28 protein-coding genes, 1 pseudogene and 1 riboswitch are annotated in these 25,864 nt (G+C 38.5%); of the genes and pseudogenes, 5 read left to right on the forward strand and 24 right to left on the reverse strand.

Annotated elements, in window-relative coordinates:
- Positions 1 to 67: 67 nt before the first annotated feature.
- Positions 68 to 727, forward strand: a complete 660-nt coding sequence (locus FZC79_RS05055) for a CPBP family intramembrane glutamic endopeptidase (protein ID WP_148945745.1) — start codon at positions 68 to 70, stop codon at positions 725 to 727.
- A gap of 116 nt (positions 728 to 843) precedes the next feature.
- Here FZC79_RS05055 and FZC79_RS05060 read toward each other — a convergent pair whose 3' ends face one another.
- The 4 genes from FZC79_RS05060 to FZC79_RS05075 all read right to left on the reverse strand — a co-directional run bounded on the left by FZC79_RS05060 (position 844) and on the right by FZC79_RS05075 (position 2,730).
- A complete protein-coding gene (locus FZC79_RS05060) occupies positions 844 to 1,194 on the reverse strand; it encodes a DUF2200 domain-containing protein (protein ID WP_148945746.1) in 351 nt (116 codons plus the stop codon).
- Positions 1,195 to 1,342: 148 nt separating this feature from the next.
- Positions 1,343 to 1,621, reverse strand: coding sequence for a hypothetical protein (locus FZC79_RS05065; protein WP_148945747.1), 279 nt, complete (start codon positions 1,619 to 1,621; stop codon positions 1,343 to 1,345).
- 89 nt (positions 1,622 to 1,710) lie between these two features.
- The gene (locus FZC79_RS05070) at positions 1,711 to 1,995 is read right to left on the reverse strand and encodes a 3-isopropylmalate dehydrogenase (RefSeq protein WP_148945748.1); all 285 of its coding nucleotides are present in this window, start codon (positions 1,993 to 1,995) and stop codon (positions 1,711 to 1,713) included.
- A 252-nt stretch (positions 1,996 to 2,247) separates the two neighbouring features.
- Positions 2,248 to 2,730, reverse strand: coding sequence for a hypothetical protein (locus tag FZC79_RS05075; protein ID WP_148945749.1), 483 nt, complete (start codon positions 2,728 to 2,730; stop codon positions 2,248 to 2,250).
- A gap of 192 nt (positions 2,731 to 2,922) precedes the next feature.
- Positions 2,923 to 3,022, forward strand: a riboswitch (purine riboswitch).
- A gap of 69 nt (positions 3,023 to 3,091) precedes the next feature.
- Between FZC79_RS05075 and FZC79_RS05080 the strand changes: the two genes are divergently transcribed.
- Entirely contained in the window at positions 3,092 to 4,264 is a 1,173-nt protein-coding gene (locus FZC79_RS05080) for an MFS transporter (protein ID WP_148945750.1), read from the forward strand.
- Between the two features lie 112 nt (positions 4,265 to 4,376).
- On the opposite strand, the gene FZC79_RS05085 is transcribed toward FZC79_RS05080, so the two are convergent.
- From FZC79_RS05085 to FZC79_RS05175, 18 genes and pseudogenes are all read right to left on the reverse strand, one after another.
- On the reverse strand, positions 4,377 to 4,766 hold the full coding sequence (locus tag FZC79_RS05085) for a YbaN family protein (protein WP_148945751.1): 390 nt from the start codon (positions 4,764 to 4,766) through the stop codon (positions 4,377 to 4,379).
- 83 nt (positions 4,767 to 4,849) lie between these two features.
- A complete protein-coding gene (locus FZC79_RS05090; RefSeq protein WP_148945752.1) occupies positions 4,850 to 5,110 on the reverse strand; it encodes a hypothetical protein in 261 nt (86 codons plus the stop codon).
- A gap of 143 nt (positions 5,111 to 5,253) precedes the next feature.
- Positions 5,254 to 5,916, reverse strand: a complete 663-nt coding sequence (locus FZC79_RS05095) for a tubby C-terminal domain-like protein (RefSeq protein WP_148945753.1) — start codon at positions 5,914 to 5,916, stop codon at positions 5,254 to 5,256.
- Between the two features lie 613 nt (positions 5,917 to 6,529).
- Positions 6,530 to 7,021 carry a hypothetical protein gene (locus tag FZC79_RS05100; protein ID WP_252183249.1) on the reverse strand — a complete coding sequence of 164 codons (492 nt, stop codon included), beginning with the start codon at positions 7,019 to 7,021 and terminating at the stop codon, positions 6,530 to 6,532.
- 169 nt (positions 7,022 to 7,190) lie between these two features.
- The gene (locus FZC79_RS05105) at positions 7,191 to 7,601 is read right to left on the reverse strand and encodes a hypothetical protein (protein WP_148945754.1); all 411 of its coding nucleotides are present in this window, start codon (positions 7,599 to 7,601) and stop codon (positions 7,191 to 7,193) included.
- A 344-nt stretch (positions 7,602 to 7,945) separates the two neighbouring features.
- Complete coding sequence (locus FZC79_RS23550; protein WP_148945805.1) at positions 7,946 to 8,182, reverse strand: hypothetical protein; 237 nt, start codon at positions 8,180 to 8,182, stop codon at positions 7,946 to 7,948.
- A gap of 689 nt (positions 8,183 to 8,871) precedes the next feature.
- On the reverse strand, positions 8,872 to 9,474 hold the full coding sequence (locus FZC79_RS05120; RefSeq protein WP_148945755.1) for a zinc dependent phospholipase C family protein: 603 nt from the start codon (positions 9,472 to 9,474) through the stop codon (positions 8,872 to 8,874).
- A 199-nt stretch (positions 9,475 to 9,673) separates the two neighbouring features.
- Complete coding sequence (locus tag FZC79_RS22975) at positions 9,674 to 9,844, reverse strand: hypothetical protein (RefSeq protein ID WP_187442646.1); 171 nt, start codon at positions 9,842 to 9,844, stop codon at positions 9,674 to 9,676.
- Between the two features lie 155 nt (positions 9,845 to 9,999).
- Positions 10,000 to 10,647, reverse strand: a pseudogene (gene lepB / locus FZC79_RS23555) (signal peptidase I).
- Positions 10,648 to 11,053: 406 nt separating this feature from the next.
- A complete protein-coding gene (locus FZC79_RS05135; protein ID WP_148945758.1) occupies positions 11,054 to 12,790 on the reverse strand; it encodes a M3 family oligoendopeptidase in 1,737 nt (578 codons plus the stop codon).
- Between the two features lie 410 nt (positions 12,791 to 13,200).
- Positions 13,201 to 14,046, reverse strand: coding sequence for an AraC family transcriptional regulator (locus FZC79_RS05140; RefSeq protein ID WP_148945759.1), 846 nt, complete (start codon positions 14,044 to 14,046; stop codon positions 13,201 to 13,203).
- Between the two features lie 193 nt (positions 14,047 to 14,239).
- Positions 14,240 to 14,683, reverse strand: coding sequence for a hypothetical protein (locus FZC79_RS05145; RefSeq protein ID WP_148945760.1), 444 nt, complete (start codon positions 14,681 to 14,683; stop codon positions 14,240 to 14,242).
- Positions 14,684 to 14,863: 180 nt separating this feature from the next.
- Entirely contained in the window at positions 14,864 to 15,211 is a 348-nt protein-coding gene (locus tag FZC79_RS05150) for a hypothetical protein (RefSeq protein ID WP_148945761.1), read from the reverse strand.
- Between the two features lie 284 nt (positions 15,212 to 15,495).
- Positions 15,496 to 16,059, reverse strand: coding sequence for a GNAT family N-acetyltransferase (locus FZC79_RS05155; protein WP_148945762.1), 564 nt, complete (start codon positions 16,057 to 16,059; stop codon positions 15,496 to 15,498).
- A 225-nt stretch (positions 16,060 to 16,284) separates the two neighbouring features.
- On the reverse strand, positions 16,285 to 17,136 hold the full coding sequence (gene dat / locus FZC79_RS05160) for a D-amino-acid transaminase (RefSeq protein WP_148945763.1): 852 nt from the start codon (positions 17,134 to 17,136) through the stop codon (positions 16,285 to 16,287).
- Positions 17,137 to 17,157: 21 nt separating this feature from the next.
- Positions 17,158 to 18,570: a dipeptidase PepV gene (pepV, locus tag FZC79_RS05165; RefSeq protein ID WP_148945764.1), complete on the reverse strand. Its 1,413-nt coding sequence runs from the start codon at positions 18,568 to 18,570 to the stop codon at positions 17,158 to 17,160.
- Between the two features lie 171 nt (positions 18,571 to 18,741).
- Complete coding sequence (locus FZC79_RS05170) at positions 18,742 to 19,932, reverse strand: ABC transporter permease (RefSeq protein ID WP_148945765.1); 1,191 nt, start codon at positions 19,930 to 19,932, stop codon at positions 18,742 to 18,744.
- Positions 19,892 to 20,602 (reverse strand): ABC transporter ATP-binding protein, encoded by a 711-nt coding sequence (locus FZC79_RS05175; RefSeq protein WP_148945766.1) that lies wholly within the window; start codon positions 20,600 to 20,602, stop codon positions 19,892 to 19,894. Before FZC79_RS05175 ends, FZC79_RS05170 begins: the two co-directional genes overlap by 41 nt.
- A 300-nt stretch (positions 20,603 to 20,902) precedes the next feature.
- Here FZC79_RS05175 and FZC79_RS05180 point away from each other — a divergent pair, with 300 nt between their 5' ends.
- On the forward strand, positions 20,903 to 21,124 hold the full coding sequence (locus tag FZC79_RS05180; RefSeq protein WP_148945767.1) for a DeoR family transcriptional regulator: 222 nt from the start codon (positions 20,903 to 20,905) through the stop codon (positions 21,122 to 21,124).
- A gap of 92 nt (positions 21,125 to 21,216) precedes the next feature.
- Here the strand turns inward: FZC79_RS05180 and FZC79_RS05185 are convergent, their stop codons facing one another.
- Entirely contained in the window at positions 21,217 to 21,936 is a 720-nt protein-coding gene (locus FZC79_RS05185) for a pseudouridine synthase (RefSeq protein WP_148945768.1), read from the reverse strand.
- 96 nt (positions 21,937 to 22,032) lie between these two features.
- Here FZC79_RS05185 and FZC79_RS05190 point away from each other — a divergent pair, with 96 nt between their 5' ends.
- On the forward strand, positions 22,033 to 22,254 hold the full coding sequence (locus FZC79_RS05190; protein WP_148945769.1) for a hypothetical protein: 222 nt from the start codon (positions 22,033 to 22,035) through the stop codon (positions 22,252 to 22,254).
- Between the two features lie 401 nt (positions 22,255 to 22,655).
- Here FZC79_RS05190 and FZC79_RS05200 read toward each other — a convergent pair whose 3' ends face one another.
- On the reverse strand, positions 22,656 to 24,278 hold the full coding sequence (locus FZC79_RS05200; RefSeq protein WP_148945770.1) for a putative polysaccharide biosynthesis protein: 1,623 nt from the start codon (positions 24,276 to 24,278) through the stop codon (positions 22,656 to 22,658).
- Positions 24,279 to 24,431: 153 nt separating this feature from the next.
- Between FZC79_RS05200 and FZC79_RS05205 the strand changes: the two genes are divergently transcribed.
- Positions 24,432 to 25,712: an NAD(P)/FAD-dependent oxidoreductase gene (locus FZC79_RS05205; RefSeq protein ID WP_148945771.1), complete on the forward strand. Its 1,281-nt coding sequence runs from the start codon at positions 24,432 to 24,434 to the stop codon at positions 25,710 to 25,712.
- Positions 25,713 to 25,864 lie beyond the last annotated feature (152 nt).

The raw sequence follows: 25,864 nt of genomic DNA on the forward strand, positions 1-25,864 counted from the left end.
AATTCCGAAACTTTAACCGAACATAACTCGTAGAAATGTTATACCTTGAAAAGGAGGACCATCTATTTTGAATAATACTGAACCTCCCAAGGCACATCGCCTTGGACTACTGGTAATATCCATACAGATAGCCATAAATCTGATCTTAGTTTTCACTTTACATAACTTGGACTCTATTAGCTGGGAGTTTACTTCTTTGATAATTGCCACATTAGGCATAGCTTCATTATTCATCATGAAACCCATACGTACTTTTTTAGTTGACTCTTTGAAAAACTTTGAGGTTTTTAAGAAAGCATCGGTCTACTTACATGTTTCACTAGGTTTTTTAAGCCTTTTTTTCTTTCAAGCATATTTGTACCATACTGATATTTCTCTAACGACCACAATGAACTTATTAACAAGTAAAGCTGCCATTCATCCAGGGCAGACTTTATCACAGATCAGTTTATTTATCTTAGGTACAGCTATTTTAATACCAATCTATGAAGAATTATTTTTCAGGAACCTCCTGCAAGGATACCTTCAAACGAAACTGCCTGTTGTATGGAGCATCTTAATAGTAAGTGTCTATTTTGGAAGTTTTCATTTTGCTTATGTATATGTTGCGACAGTATCTGGTATTATTGCCGGTATTTTATATGCCCTGCACAGGTCTCCCTATCCACCGATCATGTTTCACATTCTTTGGAGTCTGTTTTCATTGTTCTACTATAATTACATTTAAAGTAAATCTAATGAAGCCATAGCTTAATAGGATGGCTTCTTAGAGTTTCTCTTGAGTTCAGATAAGCTTTATAAGACTTTTATAGTTAGGCAATCAGTGCTGCTTCGTCTTTAGCATTACTTCCGCAAAATCTTTTCCATCGCTTTTCCCTTAGCTAATTCATCAATCAACTTATCCAGATAGCGAATTTCTTTCATAGTTGGTTCTTCGATATCCTCCACTCGGATACCACATATCACACCTTTGATTAAAGTACGTGAAGAATTCAGTTGGGGAGCTTCCGCAAAGAAGGTTTCAAAGTCTGTCTTATTCTCCAGTATATGTGCTAACTCTTCCCGGTTGTATCCTGTCAACCAGCATATGATTTCATCGACTTCTTCTTTGGTACGTCCTTTTTTCTCGGCCTTCGTTACATAATGGGGATAGACGCTTGCAAAACTGGTAGTATAAATTCGATGTTTGGCCATGATACACCCTCTCTTCTTTAGTTTTCTTTAGTATATCATGACTTTTTCAGAGCCTGTACAAACGTATCCTTAAGACTTTATCATTTACCTTGCCCTGATATTCAAGGATTGCACTTAGAAAAATAAGAAGGCTCTAATCAAGTAGCTGCTAAGCTTGTTGAAAGCCATACATGGCTACAAACACCAAAAATAATGAAAGAGCTACACTTAAAACATTCACCAAAACAAGACTAATTTTGACCTTCCCTCTCTTACCAAGCAAAGCAAAAGTCAATCCCGCCAAACCAAAAATCAAAGGCAAAAAAATGCTTACATTCAAAACAGCTGCATATAGGTCATTTCCCCACTTAGTCAACCCAGCTATGAGTGGGAAAACAGCCAGTAGAAAGAAGACTATCGATAAGACTGAATAATACTGCTTTTTCATTAACAAACCCTCCTCAGTTTAGATTTACTTTAGGAACGTATAGATACTCTGGACTTCAATGACTTCTCCCATACATCCATCTTTACTTGTTATTGTATGTATTTTTTAATAACAGTGACGATAACTGCAATAATTAAAACAATGACACTATTAATCAGCAAATAATATCCAACTTGCAAACCATAAAATATTGCAAATGGGTCACGAATAGTAAGTAATGCTACAACACCGCCAATTGCCCCAAATACAGCTGCCAGCAGTAATAGAACAAAAGCAGCAGCATATAAACTTTTCTTTTTCTTGTAAGAAATAAACGCGATAATGTTTGCCATTACGATAAAGAAAATCATAAGTGCTATAAAGAAACCAGACATCCTAATGCCCCCTATCAGTGATGCAACTTTGATTAGATTTTGGTTTGATGATTTTCCCAAAACAAATAGTTGAAGAAGCCCTTCCCCACACTGACAGTTAATTTCCTGCTGTCTCTTAAGAATATGACGAGTTCCAAATAGTTAATGTTTCAAATTCAACTTATTCAATTTTGAAATTCAATCTCCATTTGCATGAGGTCTCTTAATACGCTGGCTAGTTCTGGATCATCTTTTGTTACAAGCATAACTCTCCTACTCTAGAATATCCCCTGGGACCCATACAGCTAAATCATCCCCTGGGCAGGCTGCTACTAAAAAAACTTCATTTTCAAGAGTGTTATTTTGAACTTCCACTTGCCAGCTCTCAAATTTGTCATGATGACCATTAATGAATAAGACTTCTCCAGATTGAAGAATTAAGTAGAGATGAGGAGTTTCTTGTCCCAACTTAACATCTACAATCTTCTTCAAACGCAGTTCACACAGTATCTTCGCTGATTCCACCCAATCAAGATTAGGTATTTCATTGGACTCTGGATCTGTTTCAGGCATTGATTGAAATACCTTGATACCGCTTTCAATATTTATCGATATTTGTCCATCTATTCTGTGGCTGTTGTTTTCATTTTCAGAAAGAAGAACCCTTAAGCCATGAAATATTACCCCTTCAATTTGTGAACCATTACATAAATAGTTTAAAGTTTTCAAGGCCATATCTCTATTCTCTTTTTTCAATAAGATCACTCCCAAGTGGAATTTCATATTAATTTAAGTGCTTTTTGCGATTTTCTTAATCTATGAAACTGTTCGATTAATAAAGAAAGAGAAAGCCGGAGATCATTTGGCTTTATCCGAGCCTAATGAAATAATATATAAACTACCTATAACCCTTGTATAATCTATCAACATCTGCTAAACTCTTCAAAGTATTTATAAAAATATAAACCCTGTATAACCTCAAGAATACGGCTTGGGGGTCTCTACCAGGAACCTTAAACTCCTGATTACAGAAAATGAATTTCTATTCTTTTTCTGTAATCAGGAGTTTTTTATTTTCTGAAATTTGAAGTTTATTGTGAAAGGGCGTTGAATCAAGATGAATTTTAAAGTGTTTATACTAGCCTTATCAACTGTTGCGGTTGGTTTGGTTGAATTAATCGTAGGCGGCATCCTTCCTACGATCGCAGAAGATTTTAACATTTCATTAAGCAGTGCAGGACAGCTGATAACCGTTTTCGCATTGATTTATGCTGTAGCGGGACCAGGCTTGCTTGTCTTGACTAGCAAAATTGAGCGAAAGAAACTGTATCTCATATCTCTTTTTGTTTTCTTTATCGGGAATATCATGACTTATTTCAGTCCTGATTTTACTTTTATGATGATCGCAAGGGTGTTGACGGCAATGAGTACAGCACTCATCGTTGTCCTGTCTTTAACCATTGTTGCTAAAATTGTTACTCCTGCACACCGGGCAAAGGCTCTGGGGCTTATTTATATGGGAATCAGTTCATCCCTTGTGATGGGCGTTCCGCTTGGAATTCTTATTTCCGATACATTCGGCTGGAGAGTGATATTCCTTGGAATTGCAATTTTGTCGATTGGATCCTTCATCCTTATTTCAATCTTTTTGGAACGTGTACCAGGGGAAAGTACCATCCCTCTTTCACAGCAATTAAAAGCAGTTGCCAGCGCCAAAATAGGAAGTGCTCATCTTGCAACTGTATTCTTGCTGGCCGGACACTATACACTTTATGCCTATTTCACTCCATTTTTAGAATCGGAAATGAACTTGAGTTCCGGCTGGATTAGTATTTGTTATTTGTTATTTGGGATTGCTGCTGTAAGTGGAGGAGCCTTTGGAGGCATTCTTTCCGATGCGATCGGAGCTCAAAAAAGCATTATTCTTGTGATCAGCGCATTTGCCATTATCCTGTTTATATTGCCATTTTCGACTTTTTCACTGATCCTATTTATACCTGTTATGATGGTTTGGGCAGCATTAAGCTGGAGTCTCGCACCGCCGCAGCAAACCTACTTGATCAATACAGATCCAGCTACTTCCGATATTCAGCAGAGCTTTAACAATTCAGCGATACAAGTAGGGATTTCACTAGGTTCAGGATTCGGCGGGATAGTGCTTAATCAAACCGGAACCGTCACCTATACTGCCTGGTTTGGGGCCGGCATTGTGATTATTTCGTTATTATGCGCAGTATTTTCCCTGACAAGGACATCTATTAATAGAGAAAATACTGTTCCAAATAATTAAGTTTTAACAAGAACAGGAAGCCAGTTTCTATAATATCAAGCCATTGTTATTCCTTATAATCCTATAGTCAAAGATTGGTACCACTCATAACTGTAAAAATGAGTGGTACTTTTTAATGGCTTGGCGCAATCGTCTTAATCTTTCTAATAAAGTAATAATGTTTATACAGGGCAAGAGATAGCAAAAGGACTTTGACTAACAGGATATCTACATACAAGATAGAGAGGATCACGAAGAAATCCGCAATGACATTTATTCGTATTTTCTCTCTCCGGGTCATCCCTTTTTTCTGCAGAAATGCTTCCACATATCTTTTATATAAAGAAGTGTTTCTGAACCAATTGTCAAACCGCTTGGAGCTTCTGGCAAAGCAGAAAGCGGCAAACAAATAAAACGGACCGCCGGGCAATACAGGCAGCACCGTTCCCAAGACACCGATCGCGAGCGACAGGCAGCCAAGTATCAGAAATAGGATGATTTTTATCTTTTTTAAAGTGATCATAGCATTACCTCTATATGTGATAGTGAACTACACGTCTGCAAATGTGGATAAAGACTCCACCTGATACCCCTAATACGTACGCTTTATATTTCCAGACTAAGATTCACTAAACCTGCTATAAGTAGTACAAGCATTATGGCAAGATATATGTAATTTCTCTTGATAAAAAAGGTAACTATCAAAACTGTAGAAATTAAAAACCAAAAGAGATTATCTGCAGCAGTTGGCAGCAGGTCAAAGAAAAAGAGGTCAATTGCATTCTTTACTAATAAAATCACTACCAATGCCATCAATAGTGAGTCAATTTTTCTGTTTTCTTTTATCGGTTTTTTAATATTCTTCACAAAATCCCCCTCTATGGCTTCTTCTCCCAGCAATTAAAGCAATGACCACTCCAGCAGCAGAACAAATAACTGCAAACAAGGTAATTCAATCACTTTGACTATTATTAATTGAAAACTAGCTGCTTTGCACTGAGTAATGGAAGTTATCTATATAATTTCAATGCCTCAAAAATTGCAGCTATCAATAGTAAAGGGATTTCTCCTTGTCTTCCATCAATGAAGATTTTTCTTGGCGGCAATTTACCTATCAAAGAAATTTTCGCAGCTTCTTTATCATTTCTGTAAAAATGATAGGTCCTTTCACCAGATGGCTTAGCTACTCTGATCAATTCGTTTTGAAAAGTAAAAGATGCAATTACATGACTGGGACTTTTCCTCTCCCCTTTAATCATGAATCTTTCGTTTAAATTTGGAGAGTTTAATTCCACTTCCCAGCTGCTTTTAACCATGCCATTTTTGCCTTTTATTTTTTCCACCCTGACAAAAGTACCATTCTGCTTGTCAGTTCCTTTAATAGATACAAAGTAATTAGGCATTAATAAAGATAGAAACAGTTTAGAAACAGCATTATATTCTCTTTGAATTTGTCCTACATGCCCCATCTTCACATCTACAACTTCAATAGGCTTAGTCATAAACTTCAATGGATTTTCATAATAAAATGCTTTTGTACCCCGATCATTAGAGACTCCGGGTTTTAATTCCACCCTTCCACTGCTCATCAAAAAACTGATAGCAGCAAAAACAATGACAATAATTAGAACCATTATCAGGAACCAATCAGGTATGTGTTCCCCTCCGTACACTCTATCACCTCAATATCTGTGTTAACTCTAGAAGAATCCTCTTACCTCTAATAAATTTCAGATTTTATTTGGTGTATCCGTTTTTCAAAAAAGTAAGATTGTTTCTAATCAACTTAAATTTTATTACCAAGTCGATCTTCGATAATGTAAAAAACAACAAGCGTTGCAAGGATTAAAAACGGCGTTATGCCATATGAAATTATACCAAAATACGGTAATATCAAAGCCAAGATTACAAGCACTGTAGCAACGATTCGAACAACTAATAGGTCTTTGGAATATCTTGTTTTTTGCAAATCAGTCCATTCCTTTCTGGAACAAATAGTGGCTGCTTATTATGCATATGCACCTGTTACTTTAAAGTACAGTTTTTTCACATTTGAAAATTTCCCATAGTTTATTTATCTTCAAGTTCTTTAATTCTTTTTTCTAATCTTTCTATCTTCGAAAATGCAAATAATGCAATGCTTAATGCACCTGTTGCAACAGAAAACGCAAGAATTACCATAGTGTCACATTTTTCTCCTTATATTGTTTTAATTTTGGTCTTACAAAGCTGAACTCTACTTATAGCCGCTGTTTGCTCTACTGACGCTGCCGTGTAACAAAAAGTCTAATATTTTACTTTCTTCAGCCATTCTTCTGTACCATCCGTTAATTTCACTTTAATTTCCTCGTTTTCATTTTCACTTAAATGATACCAAACCCGCTTTGAGCTGCCTTCCACTTCAATTATGTTAGCTTCAGCATCGCCAACATAAACTTTATCTTGTGCTGGCTCTGTTAAAGTTCCACACCAAATATATGGCTTATCTCCTAAATAGGCAGACCATTCATCGTAACAAGCTGCTGCTTTATCCAATACCCATTCTTTGTTCCCTTTTTTGAAATAACTAATAATTAGTTGTTCGTTGTTTTGCTCGTCACCCTCAATGTAAGTATTAAATAGTATTACATTATCCTTCTCCACTTTCTTTAGCAAATTGTAATCATCAACATCTTCAAGTCGGTTCATTTCTTTATAAAATGCATCTTCCATCGTCTTAGCATTATTACACCCTACAAGCAGGGCGGCTAATAAAAGTATACCTGCTTTTTTTGACAAGTTTTCACCTCTTACTATTTAAAACAAATCTGCTTCTTTCTATATATACGGACACGTTATGAATAAGATTTAAGGCTGTTCTGTCTACCTGCCCAATTATGGAAGAAGGGGTAATAGCCAGATCAATTAGCTGATCTTTAATTATTGCCTCTCTTTAATGAAATGAATTTTACCCCTCGGTTAAACTCTTCCCAGTAATCAGCTCAAAGAATTCTTCTGCCTGCTCGTGATGAAAATACGCCCTTTTCAACTCTGTATCTGGTGAATTCCTATATACAAAAATTGAGTCATCTTGTTTATTTAATAAGACATCAAATTTTTGACCATTCCACGTAAAATTATAATCTACCCCTATATAATCTGTAATTGTATTCGGGCCATTAGGTAATCTCCATTTTTGTTCGTCTAGTAAGGTTTGTAGTTCATCAATTCCCTTCTTTGTTTTTAATGTACTGACTTCATTTTGTTCTTCTCCTCCATCGTAAACTTTTACTTCAGTAATTTCAGTCGTACTACTCTTATTACATCCACTAAGAGCCAAAAATGCTAAAAAAGTGCATATAAATAATTTTCTCTTCATTTTCCTCTTCCCCCTAATAAATCTAATTGTTGTCACTTTTAACCTGGCTCTTTTCGCATACTTTGCTGCTATTTGATAATAATTCCGGAAAAAATAACCATAATTCACCGGAATAACCTGGTAAACATGAGAGAAAAGAGCTACTCTCCCTATTAGCGAGAAAAACCTTTGTATCCGAGGAAAAATCCGGCTCTTGGGATTTTTCCGAAAACAACAATATATGCGAAAACAACCTTTAACTAAGAGAAGCTGATATTCAGTTATACTGCTCCTTTACTTGAACAAGGGGCGGCTGCTTGTTCAACAAATGCCCTCTGTAGTTTCAGTACATTTGAAACCAGCAGTTATCCAAAGTGATTATAAAAACACCACACAATAAGAAACATACTCACTATTCCCCAAGCTGCGGCACTCACTATCCACCAAATTATGGACCCAGTTTTAGCTTTTGTTGAACTTTCTTCGTCTTCCATATTTGCTGTGATAAAAGCAAGTTTACTTTCCATCCCTTTTTTCATAAAAGTAAGAACAGCAAATCCGACTATTATGAAAACAATAGTTATCCAGAGTAATAAGTCCAGCTTCTATCCCCCCTTTTTTGTGCGTGAATTATTTTCCTTTCAATCTTCTAACCTACCTATACTCAAAGGGCGACAGCTTGTTCAGCCAACGCCTCCGTATATGGAACTCAGTTCAAGACAAAAAGAAATAATAAATTGCAAACGATAATAAAAATAGAGGAAGAATTATCATTAGTTTTGTTCTAAAACCCTTAAATAACGAACTATTATCCGGTGCATACCAAAGTTCCAAAGAAGAGAAAAATAACAACAAAACAGCAATTAAAACCCCAAACACTATATCCACAATCAATTGCCTCCTCAACTTTAATACTTGCTCCCATTATGGCATTTTCATTTGGGTATATGACGATTAGCAAATGGATAGAGTTTCAATCTTTTACACTAATTCCATTAAATGCTCCAATAATTGAAAAAGGCAATAGCCTGGGATCAGTTGGATAATCTTCAGCAATGACACTACTTAATGAAATAAACCTACGCTGGTAAAGTTCAACACCAACCCATTAGCTATTTATAAGGTAGTTTGCCTATATATGGTTGCTTTCGGATATTCCCGTTTAGAGTTTTAACTCTAAATGGGGAAGAGCAGCTCTTTTCTTTTTGGTGTTACCTAATTTCATCTTCGTAATAGGGTTATCTTTTTGAAATTAGTATCAAATAGCAACAAAGTTTACGAAAAGAGCCATTTATAAAGATTTAATGCCTATTAAGCCCTTATCTACGGAAGTCTCTATATACCCAATAATTTGTTCCATTGTGAACACTCTTAGCGGCTGTTCAAGTTCGTCGCTGCCATAATCCATATCCCCTCTTACATAAGGGACAAATTCTTTTATATCGTTAGATTTTACCTCTTCCGTGTCAATGATTGTTCCACTTTTATTTAATGACTCTCTTAATTCTTGTGTGAAGCCATAGTAGTCTAATAGTTTCCCATTGAGTAATCGAAAATCATTATGGTATCGATTGAATATATCCTCATCTGCCTCCATTCGGTTCTTTAACCAAGGCAGATAAAAGCCTTTCAACCAAATGTCATCAGCGATTAAGTGAGTATAGTATCCCTTTATAAAATGGGAATCTTTATTAAAGCTATATTTATGTATGAATTCCGTGTAATCAATATATCGGGAATAGTCATTAACATTACCTTTGTAAAAATGTGATAAGTCTTTAGGTGAAACTGCATCAGCTGCGATGCCCCCTAAAAGAAATGATGTTTTATCTTTGAGTGACAGTTCATCTGCTATTCTATTTGCTATCACCAAATGCATTATTCTCGAACCCAATTTAATTTCCCCCTTTTCCCTTTATACTTTTAGGTTCAATAAAGATTGTAAAAGATCCTTCATTTCTATCCAATACTCTTCTAGTAAACTGCCCCTTTAATCCAATAACTTCCACAAAAAAAGCGTTAATCCTTTTCGATTAACGCCCCCTTTAACAGAATACTGTTAATATAAGAGGTCCCTTTCAATGCGGACATTTTTACAAACTTGAATTTCTTGATACTCCTTGGCGTTTACCAACACTAAATCCAAGTTGTACACCAATAACCAAAAACGCCAGACTGGTAACCTGAAATTCACCAATGTATAGACTAAATATGCCCCAAGCAAGGATTGCTCCAAAATGGGTAAATAAAAATGCTTTGTTCAAAGTTGCCACCTCCTCTAATGATGATATCCACATAATGATGTCTCATTTTTTTATCTTTTGAAAGACAAACACTAATAGTAATCCCATTAACCTGCCCCATTACTTGAACAGAGGGCGGCTGATTGTTCAGCAAACGCCTCCTTTAACGGAATATCCTATTGCTTCATTCCGAGAACCTTTCCTTCAATATTCTCAATGGACAACGGACCAAAAACCGAGCTGTCCAAACTTCTCCATCCGTTATCCCCCAAAACAAATACTTCGTTATCAGCGAGTTCGACTTCCTCTATATCTCTAGAGAAATATTCACGGAAACTCTCTTCATCATAGGTGGCATTTTGTTCATCCATATAAGAGAGATATTAATCCTGTCCCATCCCTAAACTTAGAGTGGAACCGTAAAAAGTGTCCAAGCGTTTGCCATCAACAATAATAGTACCGTCTTTAATCTCGACTGCTTCTCCAGGCAATGCGACTACCCTGGCAATGTTCATTTTATTTGGGTTTAAATTCGGGTATTTTTCCTTGTCTATTTCAGGCGTTGTAAAATAAACCACTTCTCCTCTTTCAATGGAGTTTTCCTTGTAATAATCTTCATCAACAACGACATTTCCCTCGTATTCGTGATTACCCCTGCTCATTCCATCTGAAAGATACTCGACCACTGTATAAGACGAAGTATCTGTTATTTGTTCAACTTCTGCATTTGTTTTTTCATCCTGTATCGTTCCACTAACAGAATTGTCTTGCTGACAGCCTACTAAAGGCAAAAAGCAAAGTATACTTATGATTAACCTTTTCATAAATCAACCTCCTATTAGGATTGTGTTATTCCGTTGTCCCTGTTCTCGACTAATACTTTAGTAATTAGACGAGAACTTATTCAACATAGTTTCGAGATATTCCATTAACCTGCCCTATAACGGAGGAAGGAAAAATGCTAGGGATAAATTCTATCCCATTTTTATAAAAACGATATCACTTCTCCTTTTTGCCCATTTGTCCAACTGTATTTAATATCAAATGAGAACTAATTAACGACAGTAAGTAAGCAATGACAGGTTCATTTGTATCCCAAATTGAAATTAACGAATAAAACAATAGCATTGAAACACCAAAAAGAATTATTAAATAAAGCAAAACACTTATTACTGCACTAATCTTAAAAACCTCCACAAATATTTAAGTTTTAAATTCTCCATTAACCCTTTACTTGAATAGAGGGCGGCTGCTTGTTAGATGTGAATCATTATTAATTTTGTTCTCGTTTAAATCTAACCACTTTTCAATTTTATCCGTTATTAGAGTGAACCCCTGCTCTATAAAAGGTGAGTTAATACCACTCTGGTCTAATAATTGGAGAAATGATTTACTTCCACCTAAATTACAAAGCTTCATGTATGCCTCCCAAGCCATCGATTCATTTGTTTGTGCATTGCTCCATATTTGTAAAGCACACATTTGGGCAAGGGCATAGTCTATATAGTAAAAGGGAGTGGTAAACATATGTGTTTGTTGCTGCCAATAAGATCCTCTCATTAAATAAGCGTGATTATATTCTCCTTTGTAAGGCATATATTTGTACTCAATTTCAATCCACTGCTCTTTTCTCTCAGAAATAGATAATGAGGGGTTTTTATAGATAAAATGCTGGAACTCGTCTATTGCAGCCCTATAAGGCATTGAATACAGTGCATCTTCAAGATGAGCATGTCTATACTTATCAGCATCCACACCAAATATCTTTTCTAAGTAAGGCCAAACAAGGAATTCCATCGATATGGAATGAATTTCGCAAGCTTCTTTTGTTGGCAGAATGTATTCTGGAATATTGTTATGTTGATTATACAGGTACATTTGCCAGGCGTGACCAAATTCATGGCTTAATACTTTAATATCTTTTCTGGTACCATTCATATTCGCAAAAATATAGGGTGTTTTTTCATTACATAGGTATGTAGCATAAGCACCCCTCGCTTTTCCCTCTTTAGGAAGTAGGTCTATTAAATGATTGACACTCAACGAATTGAAGAATTCCCCAGCTTCCAATGAAATTTCATTAAGAATCTCTTCAAATTTAGATACCATGAATTTGACATCTCCACCTGGTGAAGGGTTGCCTGTACTGAAGCGAATATCTTCATCGTAAAAAGCTAATTTATCCAGCCCCAACCTGATTCGTTGTTTATCTCTGGTTTTTTCAGAAATGGGAACGATGTATTTTAATATAAGCTCTCGGAACTCTTCTACTTTTGATTGACCATAACCAACTCTTGATAACCTTGCATAACCAAGCTCCACAAAGGAATCATGTCCAAGTTTTATTGCTATGGAGTTTCTTACTTTAATTAATTCGTCAAAAATGCGATCTATTTTATTTTCTAAATGGCTAAGTAACTCATACTTTTTTTCACCAGCTTGTTTTCTCATTGAACGATCTTCTGAGAACAAAAATGATTCTAATTGTGATAAAGTTCTCTTCTCTCCTCTGAATTCAACTGTTGAAGTAGCCATCAGTTTTGTATAGTCACTTACTAGATTATTTTCCTTAATTAAATCCTCAATTACTTCAGAACTAACTGTATTTTGAGAAGCCTCAGCAAAGCAAACTAATTGTTCTCCAAACTTCTCTTTAATTTCTTTTTTGAAAGGCGAATATGAAACATGCTCATGAAAAAGACCTACTAGTTTTTCATAGATTGGCCAGTTTAGATTGATATACTGCTGCTCTTTTTGATATTTAACATCTAAAGTATCTAAGTGACTCCTGATTTGAGCGATAGTTAGCATGGTCAACACATCATTACGAAGAGAATTAATTTGATCTATTAATTCGAACTGTTCCAAATGGGAATCACTATCTTTGAACCTTTCTAAAAGCTGAAGTACTTTTCTTTCAAATTCTTCAATGTCAGGTCGCTGGTAATTAAGGTTTTTAAAATTCATCCTACTCCCCCTGTCTCATTCAAATTAATGGTAATGGACAATTAAGAGTAAAAATAGTCTTATATTTCATAAAATTCAATGTTACAATAACAATATAAGATAATTACTCACTAAATGTAAGCAATTATTTATTAACACAAAAGGGAACTCCGTTAATCTTGAAATTCCCTTTCTTCATTTTCATTTAGTTTGTCACTTGTTCCACTTGAATTCTAATCCGGTCCTGCAGACAAATATATACTCAATAAGTGTAAATTTTTTTATCCTTATTCCATTAAATGGCCCGATACAAGAAGAAAGAGCCTCATACCCAATTTGCAAATAATAGTGCAGAAATGGAATAAAAAAGGAGACTTCAAATTTCTTGGAAGCTCCTTCTTCTACCTATGATTCCTTTTTATGATATGTAATTATTTTGGAATTATTGGAACCCAAAGTTCGTTTCTCGGTTTATGTTTTGGTGGATAATAACATTCAATACAAGGAATATTAGCAAGTTCATATCCAGAAGTTGGAACCCATTCTGTGTATAATCGCTTCCACGCATTCGTTATGCCTGGAAAAACAGCCCAAGTGCGGTGGGTAATAATTAGCGTTTCCATATCACTTGGTACCTCTCCATCATATCTGACACCCATAAAGTATGTAAATTCTTCGTCCATAATGGCTGCTTCCTTTCCGCAAACGCCCAAAAGACTTTCAAGAGAGCATTTTGGTTCCTCCCAGGACATCTCAATCAATTGTTGCATAAATCCATCTTTTTTAGCACTGCTCCAAAGCTGTGGAATTGTTTTAAAGGCTCTACTTGTTTTGACTACCTTACCTTTTCCTATAACTCTTAAATCAAAATCTAGATTTTCAATCCGATACTCCATTTCGGTATCCCCTTTTATTGAAATTTGGAAGGAGATTCTTGGAAAGGCCTTTAACTGTACCCCTTGATTCCGAGCTTCAGAAGGTTTAATTCCATGTATCTTTTGAAAAGCACGAGAAAAAGAATCAGCCGACTCATAGCCATACTTAAAGGCTACGTCTATAATTCGGATGTCACTTTTTTGAATATCAAATGCAGCAAGCGTTAAGCGTCTCCGTCTAATATATTCAGATAGAGATAGTCCCGAAATCGATGAAAACATTCTTGGAAAGTGATACTCGGAACTGTGAGCTATTTGTGCAATTTTTTTATAATTTATATCTTCCTCAAGATTATTTTCAATGTAATCCAAAGCACTATTCATTCTATTTATCCAATCCATTATCCCTCTCCTTCCACATATTAAATTTACTGGAAAGGGTATTTATTTATCCGACATTTCATGCACAAATATGTCGGATTATTTCAATACCATTAAATTAATTCGATTTTTTTCAAGAAATTCCTTCTTACGCTAACCTGCCCTTTACTTGAACAAAGGGCGGCTGCTTGTTCAACAAACACCTTTTTCAGTTTCATTTAGTTTGTTTAAACCATATTTTCCAATCTTCAACTTTATCAATTTCAACAATATTTAAGTTCTCAGGAATTGGAACATTACTTTCAATATAACCAACTTCATATCCAAAGTCCTCGTTAATAATGATTGTTTGAATTTCACCATTTCCTTCAAATGGTCCGTTCATTTGGACACTTTCTTTAGCTTTCCATTGACCGTCTTCTTTATGAACATCGGCAAGCCAAATATCCTCCCCATTCATTACTCCTCTAAAAACTATTAAGACTAAATCTTCATTTACCTTATGAGTGCCATAAACATTTATTTGTCTTTTTTCGTTTTCTACCTCTATCATCCTTAAAGCGTCTTCTGGTGATCTAGCTGGTTCTTGACTACTTTCATTACATCCTACAAGTAAAAACACAAGTGCCACAAATACAAGGGTTAAGCTTTTATTCATTTTTCCACTCTCCCTAAATTTTTAATTAAGTAAGTGGTCTAAACAGATAAGAATTGTTTCACTATACTGCCCCGTTAGCCGAAGATACAATGCGCTTTATGGCATAATGGAAAGGAGACGGCTGCTTGTTCAGCAAAAGCCTTAGTTTGCTTAGAATTACTCGTTTGTAGCGGAATACTTTTAATACCATTCTTTACCTGTTGACCACTCATTTACAGGATTCTTTTCACCTAAGATTTCCACACAAGCTGCAGCCATGATATATTCTTCCAAACTATTCTCTTCGCTTTTTTTAAGTTTTTTAAGGAAGTGGTCCAGTGTGATTTGTTTATTTGAAATGATGTTTTCAAAATCATCTAAATGAGCATTAATATAATCATTTGGATTTGAAGAAGTTTTACTTGGATCATTCAAAGTGAATATTGTTTCTAAATCCCTTTCGACTTGTTGGATGATGTCCATTTCTTTCTCAGCTGATGTACAAGCAGTTAATAAGATCAAAAGAAGAAACGGGAATACTTTCTTCATAAAATTCCACCCCTGATTTTCTCAAATATACATACGTTATTTATACGGAAACCGAATCATGTAGGTCTCATTTTGTTCCGTTAAGCTGCTCTTTAATTTAATACCAACTAATTCAAAATTCAGCTGCTTACTCAAGTTAAATTTGAATAAAAAGGAGCTTATCCTTTTCTAGATAAGCCCTCGTTAGTAAGCATGTAAGACACAGTTTCTTTGTACTGTGCAGTAAATGCCTTTAATTTGTTAAAAATTCTTAAAAATAGGCAAAAGTATAATAAGATATATTACTAAATTTTAATACAAACTTCTAAATTAAATTTAATTTCTAATTTCTTATATACATTTTCCCAACGCTCTTCCATATCCGAAGAATATAAAAAAGGTTTAAATCCCAGTTTTAGATAAGTTTTTAAAGCAGGTAATCTATGGTCATTTGTTACAATTCTAATACTTTTATAACCTGATGATATTAACCTTTTGGTAGCTAACGAAGTAACATAAAGCCCTAAACCTTTATTTCTATGTACAGGATTTGTAAAAACAAACCCTATATCTCCACCAAATGGAAAAGTATAATAACTAGATTTTGGATTATGTAAAGCCACTGCTGACGCAACAATCTCTTCGGATTCTTCGTTCACTAGAAAATATAGTCCGTCAGGTAATACTCTTGTAAAGAACTCATCTAATTCTTCATTACTTAACTTCCATCCTTCATCCTCTAATATCCTTTTGTAATTCAATTTGTCATCTTCTCTATAATTTCTTGCATAATATCCTTTTGGTAGGACTGGTTGTGGTGGTGATTGTAATAATTCCGATGGGCATAACAATATTAGGGCATTTTTCATAAATATCCTCCCTTTTTTCTAGAATAATCATATTCGATTTCCTTTTTCAAAATTCCTGCCAGTTAGTATCTTCACAAATACTTTTAAAACTGAAAACTTTTATTGTGCACTATTTAGTCTAATCTGTAATAAAGAGTTGTTCAATTAACTGGCCCTTTAACGGAACAACTCTTTCCAAGAAAACAAAAAAAACAGCCCTATAAAAAGGCTGTTCCTTTGTATTCCTTATTCCCCACACTGCTGAACAATTCTCTCTTCAAACCCTGCCTGCAGTTTTCTAGTTATTTCTCCCGGCTCTTCGGTTTCGAAGCTTTCTCCGACTACTTTCACAATCGGCATCACTTCTGAAGTGGTGCTGGCGAGGAAGATTTCGTCGGCGGCGAGAAGCTCATCAATGCTGAATTCCTCTTCTTTGATAGTGATGTTTTGCTCTTTACAGATGTCCATGATCACTCTGCGGGTGATTCCGTTTAGAATCAGGTTCGTTGCAGGGTGCGTTTTGATGATTCCGTCTTTTACGATAAACATGTTGGATGATGATCCTTCTGTGACGGTTGAGCCCCTGTGGAGGATGGCTTCAAAGCAGCCTGCTTCAGCCGCTTCCTGCTTGGCCATGATGTTCCCCAGGAGATTAAGGCTTTTAATGTCACATCTCAGCCAGCGGACGTCTTCCACCAGTTTTGCCTGCACGCCTTTTTCCAGCTTGTCTTTCGGTCTTTCGATTTCTTTTGTGTAGGCTGTAAAAGCTGGCTTCACATCTTTATCTGGGTAATGATGCTGCCTTGCTGCCACACCGCGGGAAAACTGAAGATAAATCGTTCCATCGTTAATATTGTTGCGTTTGACCAATGAAGCTAGGAGATTCTTCAGTTCTTCCAATGTGTATGGAAGGGTCATGCCGATCTTTTCTGCACTTTGAAATAAACGGGTAAGGTGCTCATCAGCTGTAAAAAAAGTTGAGTTGTAAACACGGATCACTTCATAGATTCCGTCTCCAAATTGATATCCTCTGTCTTCAATGTCGACTTTTGCTTTGTTTCTATCTAGAATCTGGCCATCCAATATTACATAATCCAATGTCTTCTCTCCCCTTAGAAACTATTTTTTTGCGAGCTCTGCGATTGCCTGTGCATAAATTGCCGTTGCTTTCAGGATGTCTTCTACAAACATATGCTCATCTTTCTGGTGAGCAACATCCGCTCTTCCCGGGAATAACGGACCAAAGGCCACACCTGATTCCAATGACCTGGCGTAGGTTCCGCCTCCGATGCTTAATAGTTCCCCTTTATCACCCGTTTGCTCTTCGTAAACCTTTTGCAGGGTTTTTATTAAAACATGATCTTGATCCACATGGTGCGGCTCCGAATCAGAGAAGTTTTCAATAGAGAAGCCGTGCTTTTTCACATGCGCTTCCAATGTCTCCCTGGCTTCCTTCATTTTAAAGGTAACAGGGTATCTCATATTCAATCCTAGTGAACCGCCGCTTTCATGATCAAAACGCAGCTTGCCGACGTTGATAGTCAACGGGCCAGTGATATCATCCTCATAATTGATTCCAAAACTCCTGCCTCTTGAATCGCCATAGAAATGATTTTTGACAAAGCTGAAGTATTCCTTGGAAGCGGAATCTACCTCACTGTCACTTAAGAAGCAAGCCAGAATCAGCCCGGCATTCTTTCCATTGTCAGGTTCCATTCCGTGGGCAGAGATTCCTTCAAGTTCAAGGTAAAGATCGCCGTTTTCCATATAATACTTACCTTGCAGATCTTGCTCTTTCAAGAAAGAATGGTAGTCTTGCACAAGTCTGGAGTGATCTGTCGAGACTGAAATCCTGGCCTTAGCAAAATCAGGAACCATGTTGTAGCGTCTGCCAGATTCAAACTGAAGTACGTGGAAGACAGCGTCTTCTCCGCTTCCAGAAACCTTCGAAACCAAGTCATAATCCGCGATTCCTTTTTCAGCATAAATGATCGGGAAATCCGCATCAGGCGCGAATCCCATTGTCGGCATTTCTTCCACCTTAAAATAGTGGTCAACACAGCGCCAGTCACTTTCTTCATCTGTTCCGATAATCATCCGGACGCGTTTATCGAGCGGGATACCTAATTCCCTGACGATCTTCATCGCATAGTAAGCTGCAATCGTCGGTCCTTTATCATCCATGGCTCCCCTGGCAAAAATTTTGCCATCTTTGATTTCGCCTCCGAACGGGTCGATACTCCATCCATCTCCTTCAGGAACTACATCAACGTGGCAAAGGATGCCGAGCAATTCGTCTCCTTGACCGAATTCAAGATGTCCTGCCAAGTGATCGACATTCTTAGCTGCAAAACCATCTTTTTCACCAAGGTTTAATAAATATGTAAGAGCTTCTTTTACCCCTTCTCCAAGAGGCGCTTCATCTGTCGTATTCTCTTCATCAAGGATACTTTTGATCTGCAGGAACTTCTGCAGGTCTCCTAATAAGTCACTTTTTCGTTTCTCTACTTCTTCCATCCAGTTAATATTCATAAGCAATCTCCTTTTCCAAAATGGGTTGACTACTCTCTATTCTATACGTTCTGTGCCTTCATGCAAATGATCACAATTTATTAGTTGATAGGCTTAAGCTGTTTGTTTTAAATTACGTTTTTATACATGAATTTTAATATTGAAAAAGTTGATTTCTTGTAGATAAAGCCTTTAAAAAACACCAAAATAACGCAGCATCGAAATGGCCAGGATGACAAAATACGGAATGAACGCCAGAGTTCTTGTTATGCTTTGGACTTTTATGAACTCAGTTTTCTCACTATATTTGCTTCCGATCGGGTGCTTGGTGATCAGTTTTCCCCAAATCCACTCGTTCCACACGAGAATGGACAGCGCCACAAGAGCTGCTGCGCCAAGCTTCAGCCATAACGCCGGAAGTACAATCTGTGAAAAAGAAAGGACTCCGATGGACTGAGTGTAAGTCGCACTATAGGTGAAGTTACGGATCAATACCTTGGTGAATAACTCAAGGTATCCAAAGGTTGGGGTCTGTCTCTTGAATAGGCGCTGAGATTTCCGGAAAAGCCGCGGCTTGCTTCGCTCGGAAGAAACCGGTTGTTTTTCGACATGCTGTGAGAACATAAAGATGAGTGAAATCCATTTCACCTTTAAAATTCCTTCGATGTGGAGATTTCTTTTCATTGAATTTTTACTGGTGATTCTCTTTCGATTCAAAATCAGGGAAAGAACGACTAACCCAACACTGACCAGCAGCAGAATGATTTCGAAACCGGCAGTAATAAGTCTGAAGGCAGTTCCCCACAATTGCAGCTGAACGACGATAGCCAATAAGAATAGTCCCGTCCTCTTCCAATCTTTCTTTCTGCCTGCCAGCACTCCTTTTACGGCCATATGGCTCCATTTTGAACTCAATAGGAAGACAATATAAACCACAAAAGAAAAGAAACTAAAGGCATAATGGTTCAGCCAAAAAGGGGCCAGGAGTCCCCCGACTGCAGCGGTTAACAAGAATGAGCCACTATAAGAACTGAATATCCCCCACTTTTTTAAACCAAGGATCAATCTTTGATGTTTTACCAGAAACACCTGGTCCGCTTCCAGCAGGCAGGTTCTGAAGTATCCTGTAAGAATGTACAAAAATGGAATCAGATAGAACAATTCGAATGGAATCTGTTCCACCCAATCGGGAATGTCTATCCACCACGACCTGTAAATCATCGTGCCTATCACCAGTGATGGAATGATCAAATAGAGCATAACGGTCCAGTCTGCGACGGATTTGATAGCTTTATATTGAAATAGAAATCCATCCCGGTACCTGCGAGAGAAAAGCCGGAAACTATTCACTGCCTTCCCTCTCTTCATCGGGGATGCAATCATAGAGGCTTCCTCCCTCTGCCCCGCATTCTTTTAACACCTTTTCCAGAGGTCCTGAAGCAAGCATCGTTCCTTGGTCTATGACGACAAATTCATCGCAAATCCTTTGAGCTGTGTCGAGAACATGCGTACACATCAAGATTCCCGCACCTCTGCTTCTCTCTTCTTCCAGAGATCTCAGCATCAATTTGGTTGCGTTGGGATCAAGTCCGATGAACGGTTCATCAATGATCAAGAGCTGCGGTTCTGTCAATAATGCCAGCACAATCATGCCTTTTTGCTGCATTCCTTTTGAAAAAGTCGAAGGAAACTGATGCGCGTGGTCAAAAAGCCTGTATTTTTTAAGAAGTTCTTCGCCTCTTTGTTTGTAAATGTTCTGCGGAATTTTCTCCACACTTCCAACAAAATCAATGTGCTCCCAAAGAGTCAGTTCATCATAGTAGATCGGCCTTTCAGGAATATACGAATATGTGACACCCTCAGCAATATCCGTTTCGCCTTCCATGAACGGCAGCAGCCCCAGCATCCCTTTAATAGTCGTACTTTTTCCCGCCCCATTGGAACCGATCATCCCCAGAATACTACCAGAAGAAATTGAAAACGCAACATTATGTATTAAAGTCTTTCCTGCTTCATATCCACCCTGCTCTATATCTACTTTTATAATAGTCATGAGTTCCCCTCCACTAGATACATACGGATTACCGAAAAAAAAGTTCTGTTTTTTTAATTTTTCAGACGGGTATACATATACTATAAGGAACAACCCTTCTTCAAGTTTTAATTTTTTGTAAATTTAGACATTATTCTAGAATTCTAATGTGAAGAGGGGTACAATAGAAGTGTTCCGGCATCTATGGAAAACCAAATGAAAAGGAGCTGTCTCAAACGGAATATTTTCCTTGATGAGTAGAATCTCTATAAGCTGATATGCAGGCTTTGCCTTTGGGAAAAAAGATGAGGGAGTGGTTTTTTGAAACCTTCAACAAATCGTATGCTGACTCGAATTAAATCGATCTACATTTTCATTAAAAAGAATGGCACTGTGACCACACAGGACCTGGTAGATGAGTTTTGCATTACTCCGCGCACCATTCAAAGAGATCTGAATGTATTGGCTTACAACGACCTGGTAGAAAGTCTAGGCAGAGGCCAATGGACAACGACGGAAAAGAAGGTTAAAATGACCTCCTAGCTACATAGGTTAGCGGGAACATCAACATTGAAGATGATCTTTAAAATGAATATGAACAAAAAGAGCTGACGCGGACCGCATCAGCTCTTTTCTTATTCTATCTTAAAATTCTTCAATTCTTCGACTTCTTCTTCCGTGAGTTCCCGGTACTCACCCAGCTCCAGTGTTTCATCCAACGGCAGAGGTCCCATCAACATCCTTTTCAGATAAATGACCCTCTTGCCCACTGCTTCAAACATCCTTTTCACCTGATGGAATTTTCCTTCAGTGATCGTTAATTGTATTTCTGACCGAAGCCCAGAAGAGATGATTTCAAGTTCACCCGGTTTTGTTTCGTATCCATCATCCAGCGTGACTCCTTTGGCAAAAGCAGTTACATCTTCTTCGGTCACTTCTCCATCAATGACGGCAAAGTACGTTTTCGGAACATGCTTTTTCGGTGAAAGCAGCTGATGCGAAAGCTGTCCGTCATTGGTAATCAGCAATAGGCCTTCTGTGTCTTTATCAAGTCTTCCAACAGGAAAGGGATTAAAAATCTGATCCTCCATCTCAAGGAGATCAATGACCGTTTCTCCTTCAGCATCCTCTGTGGCAGACAAAACACCAGGCGGCTTGTTCATCATGAGATAGACAAACTCTTTATAAACAACCTCTTCACCATGGACGGTGACCGTATCTTTTTCCGGATCAACCTGGAACTTTGCATCTTTGACCACTTCACCGTTGACGATCGTGCCTCCGCCTTTTAAATGTTTTTTAACTTCTTTTCTGCTTCCGTATCCCATATTGGATAACAATTTATCGATTCTCAAGTTTTGTCACTTCCTAACTATAGGTGTTGGCCTATACCCTTATGCCGGGTTCGCATAGGCTGTAGTAAATATATAAATAATGCGAGGTGTGCATGTATGTATCCTAGACAGCAAGGACAGGGCGGATTGTTCCTTCCCCTGCCACAATTTCCCCAGACTCCCGGTTATGGCGGCGGCTATGATGGAAGCTATGGCGGCGGAGTCGGTTCTTTTGAAAACCGGCTGGACCGTCTCGAAAGGCAATATCAGCGCCTGGACCGCAGGGTTGATCGTTTGGAGCGCCAGGTAGAGAGGATTCAAAGGCAGCTGGGTTATTAGTACGGATGAATATTAAATAAAAAACGAAGAGGCGGATTTTTATATAACCGCCTCTTTATTGTGTAAAAAGTGGAAGCGCCCTGGTCAGCCCCGACAGGCAAATGTTCTTAAGAGAAAAAAAGGCGATTTTCCCTTTTATTCTCTTGAGGTTATTTGACCCCGAGGGGCTGGGCGCTGGAACTAGATTGCCCGCTAGTTCCAGCGCACGCCTTCAGCTCTCGGCCCTCTCCATAAATGGAAATACAGAAAATCTAACATTAAAAAGCAATCTATTTTTTTGCTCTTCTATATCACATGGCTTTCTGTGAATCATAATCAGAAGAATTTTTAATCCCCACTCTTATATCTTGTTCGATGATTAAAGATTCATTCAGCATAGCAATTTTTTCACAAGCCTTCTCCTACTGCCCCATCCTCAGCTTTCTTCTGACCTTAGCCGCCCTTTCGCCGAACAGCCTGTCTGCAAGACGGGATCTGAAACTGAGATAGAAATAAATGAGCGCACCTGCTCCTCCGCAAATTGCTACGAGGGCAATGGCCTGCATTTTGGCTGAAGGATCCAGGAAGTTAGCCAGGATTACATACAACACAATGACAGCCGCTGCCATCACTGCGTTAAACATGATAATCAGCAAGGTCCTTCTGAAAACAGTATTGTATTCATAATTTCCATAAATTTTAATGACGATAAGGTTAATGACAGTCGCTGCCAGATAGCCAAGTGTCGTGGCAAGGATCGCTCCCTGAGTTTCCATCAATTTGATCAATGGGATATTCAGCATGAGTTTTACCAGCAAACCAACCAGCAAGCTGAGTATCGTATATTTCTGCTTGTCAATTCCTTGAAGAATCGCAGCCGTGACAGCAAACAGAGCAAACAAAATGGCTACTGGGGCGTAGGTTCTCAACACTTCTGTCCCCAAATCACTGTGGCTGTAGAACAACGTATAAGTCGGCTCAGCCAGCAGGGAAATCCCCAGTGCAGCTGGTATGGTTAAAAATAACAGAATCTGAAAAGTTTGGTCGAGCTGGCGGTTCATCTTGCCATATTCATTCTTTGTATAAGCAGAAGTAATCAATGGCAGCAATGACATAGAAAATGCCGTAGCCAATGAAACAGGAATGATGACAAGCTTATGGGCGGCAAAGTTCAAAACTCCAAAAGCCGTATCTGCTACATCAGCATTTCCGATGGCGCCCATTGCCCTGTTAAAAGTCACCTGATCCACCAGCTGAAACAGCGGGTTCGCGATCCCGACGAAGATAAACGGAATCGAGTAGGCGATGATCTCTTTATAAATTTCCACTAATGAGATATCGACTGTTCCTTTATCCTCTTCAAGCATCTTGTCAAAGCGGGGCTTTCGCTTGAACCAGTACCAAATCAGGGAGGCAAGACTGGCCGCTCCCCCGACAAACGCACCGAAAGTCGCAACGCTGATGGCGGTCGTCATATCTCCTTTGATCACATAAAGGACAACATACACACCGACCAGGAGGAAGACGATCCGGACAATCTGCTCAATTACTTGGGAAACAGCCGTTGGTCCCATGGAATTGTGTCCTTGAAAAAACCCCCTGATCAAACTCATGAACGGGATAATGATCAAAGCGAAGCTGACCGCTCTGATGACGGTGGTCACCTGTTCAACCGTGATAACCTGCTCATCACTTGGAATGGTTATTTCGGCAAAGAAAGGAGCGAATGCATACATGATCAGGAATGAGACAATACCGGTAAGGGTCATTAAAACGAGACCTGATTTGAACAGCTTTCTTCCAACATGATATTCTTGCATGGAATTATATTTAGAGATGAATTTTGATACTGCCAGCGGCACCCCGGCCGTCGCAACCGTCAAAAAGATCGTGTAAGGGACATATCCATAGGAATAGAGTGAAGTCGGTTCAACTTCATTGCCCAGTAAAGCGTAAAACGGTATAACAAAAAAAAGACCGAGAAACTTTGAAATAAATACGCCGAGCGTTAAAATAAACGTACCTCTAATTAAAGTCGATGACATAAAAATTCCCTTCCGAAACTTCTAATTTCACACTATAGGTAGTTTACTATTCAGACTTCTGAAACACAACTAGAAAGCAATCGGATCAGGGTTTGTAATCTATGGCAAATAGCTTTAAAATTAGCAGTGACAGTGTGAAAGATGGTGGAATGAATGAAAAAATATGATGTAATCGTAATCGGAGGAGGGCCATCAGGTTTGATGGCATCCATCGCCGCAGGAGAAAACGGCGGAAAAGTCCTCCTGATTGATAAAGGAAACAAGCTCGGCAGAAAGCTTGCCATCTCAGGCGGTGGCCGTTGCAATGTGACGAACAGGCTCCCAATTGAGGAAATCATCAAGCATATCCCTGGAAACGGCCGCTTCCTCTACAGCGCCTTTTCCGAGTTCAATAATGAAGATATCATTGCCTTTTTTGAAAAACTGGGCATTGAACTGAAGGAAGAAGACCACGGCAGAATGTTCCCTGTTTCCAACAAGGCCCAATCGGTTGTAGATGCTCTTTTAAACAGAATGAATGAGCTCGGCGTCGAAAAACGAACGAACTCGCCTGTTAAAAAAGTGAATTATGTGGACGGCCGGGCTGCAGGTATTACATTGCAATCCGGTGAAAGCTTCGCTGCCGGCTCCGTCATCATCGCAGTAGGCGGAAAATCCGTTCCCCATACAGGTTCTACAGGTGACGGCTATGCCTGGGCAGAAGATGCCGGACATACAATCACGGATTTATTTCCGACAGAAGTGCCGCTCACATCTGATGAGCCCTTCATCAAGGAACGCGAACTTCAAGGATTATCTCTTCGTGATGTGGCACTCAGCGTACTGAACCCGAAAGGAAAAGCGCTGGTCACCCATAAAATGGACATGATCTTCACCCATATCGGCATTTCCGGCCCAGCCGTCCTTCGCTGCAGCCAATATGTCGTCAAAGCAATGAAAAAATGGAACCTGACCCACGTGACCATGCATATCGACAGCTTCCCTGATAAGAATGAAGAAGTATTATTTCAGGAACTGAACTCTCTTATCAAAAAAGAAGAAGAGAAAAAAGCGGTGAAAAACATCCTTAAAGGCCTGATGCCCGAACGTTACCTCTTATTCCTGCTCGAGCGTGCCGAAATCGATCCCGGCCAGCAGGGCATCACTCTATCAGGTGAGAAAATCCGCGAATTGGCCCGCCTGGCAAAAGGGTTCACCTTCACAGTCAATGGAACCCTATCCATCGACAAAGCCTTCGTAACAGGAGGCGGCGTGTCCGTTAAAGAAATTCAGCCAAAGACAATGGCCTCGAAAAAAATGGACGGCCTGTTCTTCTGCGGCGAAGTCCTCGACATCCACGGTTACACAGGAGGGTACAACATCACCTCCGCTCTAGTAACCGGAAGGCTTGCCGGCGTGAATGCAGCTTTAAGTGCGTTGGAAGTTTCGAAATAATTGCGGTGAAAGTGCCGGCTCCCTCTCCTTCCCTTTCGGTTGGAGAGGGAGCCGGCGTTTTTTTGTTAAACTTTATCCCTTTAAAGCACGACCAGGGACAGTCCCTCTTCGCGCTTTAAAGGGATAAAGTGGAATTTAGGCAGGCCGCTCAT

Source organism: Rossellomorea vietnamensis (assembly GCF_008180615.1).
GTDB classification, from domain to species: domain Bacteria; phylum Bacillota; class Bacilli; order Bacillales; family Bacillaceae_B; genus Rossellomorea; species Rossellomorea vietnamensis_D.

Coding starts and splice junctions, on each gene's coding strand:
- FZC79_RS05065 (WP_148945747.1), bottom strand. CDS start 1,621: ATGAAAAAGCAGTATTATTCAGTCTTATCGATAGTCTTCTTTCTACTG.
- FZC79_RS05150 (WP_148945761.1), bottom strand. CDS start 15,211: ATGAAGAAAGTATTCCCGTTTCTTCTTTTGATCTTATTAACTGCTTGT.
- FZC79_RS05105 (WP_148945754.1), bottom strand. CDS start 7,601: ATGAAGAGAAAATTATTTATATGCACTTTTTTAGCATTTTTGGCTCTT.
- FZC79_RS05080 (WP_148945750.1), top strand. CDS start 3,092: ATGAATTTTAAAGTGTTTATACTAGCCTTATCAACTGTTGCGGTTGGT.
- FZC79_RS05205 (WP_148945771.1), top strand. CDS start 24,432: ATGAAAAAATATGATGTAATCGTAATCGGAGGAGGGCCATCAGGTTTG.
- FZC79_RS05175 (WP_148945766.1), bottom strand. CDS start 20,602: ATGACTATTATAAAAGTAGATATAGAGCAGGGTGGATATGAAGCAGGA.
- FZC79_RS05060 (WP_148945746.1), bottom strand. CDS start 1,194: ATGGCCAAACATCGAATTTATACTACCAGTTTTGCAAGCGTCTATCCC.
- FZC79_RS05190 (WP_148945769.1), top strand. CDS start 22,033: ATGTATCCTAGACAGCAAGGACAGGGCGGATTGTTCCTTCCCCTGCCA.
- FZC79_RS05070 (WP_148945748.1), bottom strand. CDS start 1,995: ATGTCTGGTTTCTTTATAGCACTTATGATTTTCTTTATCGTAATGGCA.
- FZC79_RS05085 (WP_148945751.1), bottom strand. CDS start 4,766: ATGATCACTTTAAAAAAGATAAAAATCATCCTATTTCTGATACTTGGC.
- FZC79_RS05140 (WP_148945759.1), bottom strand. CDS start 14,046: ATGGATTGGATAAATAGAATGAATAGTGCTTTGGATTACATTGAAAAT.
- pepV (WP_148945764.1), bottom strand. CDS start 18,570: ATGAATATTAACTGGATGGAAGAAGTAGAGAAACGAAAAAGTGACTTA.
- FZC79_RS05170 (WP_148945765.1), bottom strand. CDS start 19,932: ATGATTGCATCCCCGATGAAGAGAGGGAAGGCAGTGAATAGTTTCCGG.
- FZC79_RS05155 (WP_148945762.1), bottom strand. CDS start 16,059: ATGAAAAATGCCCTAATATTGTTATGCCCATCGGAATTATTACAATCA.
- FZC79_RS05145 (WP_148945760.1), bottom strand. CDS start 14,683: ATGAATAAAAGCTTAACCCTTGTATTTGTGGCACTTGTGTTTTTACTT.
- FZC79_RS05135 (WP_148945758.1), bottom strand. CDS start 12,790: ATGAATTTTAAAAACCTTAATTACCAGCGACCTGACATTGAAGAATTT.
- FZC79_RS05200 (WP_148945770.1), bottom strand. CDS start 24,278: ATGTCATCGACTTTAATTAGAGGTACGTTTATTTTAACGCTCGGCGTA.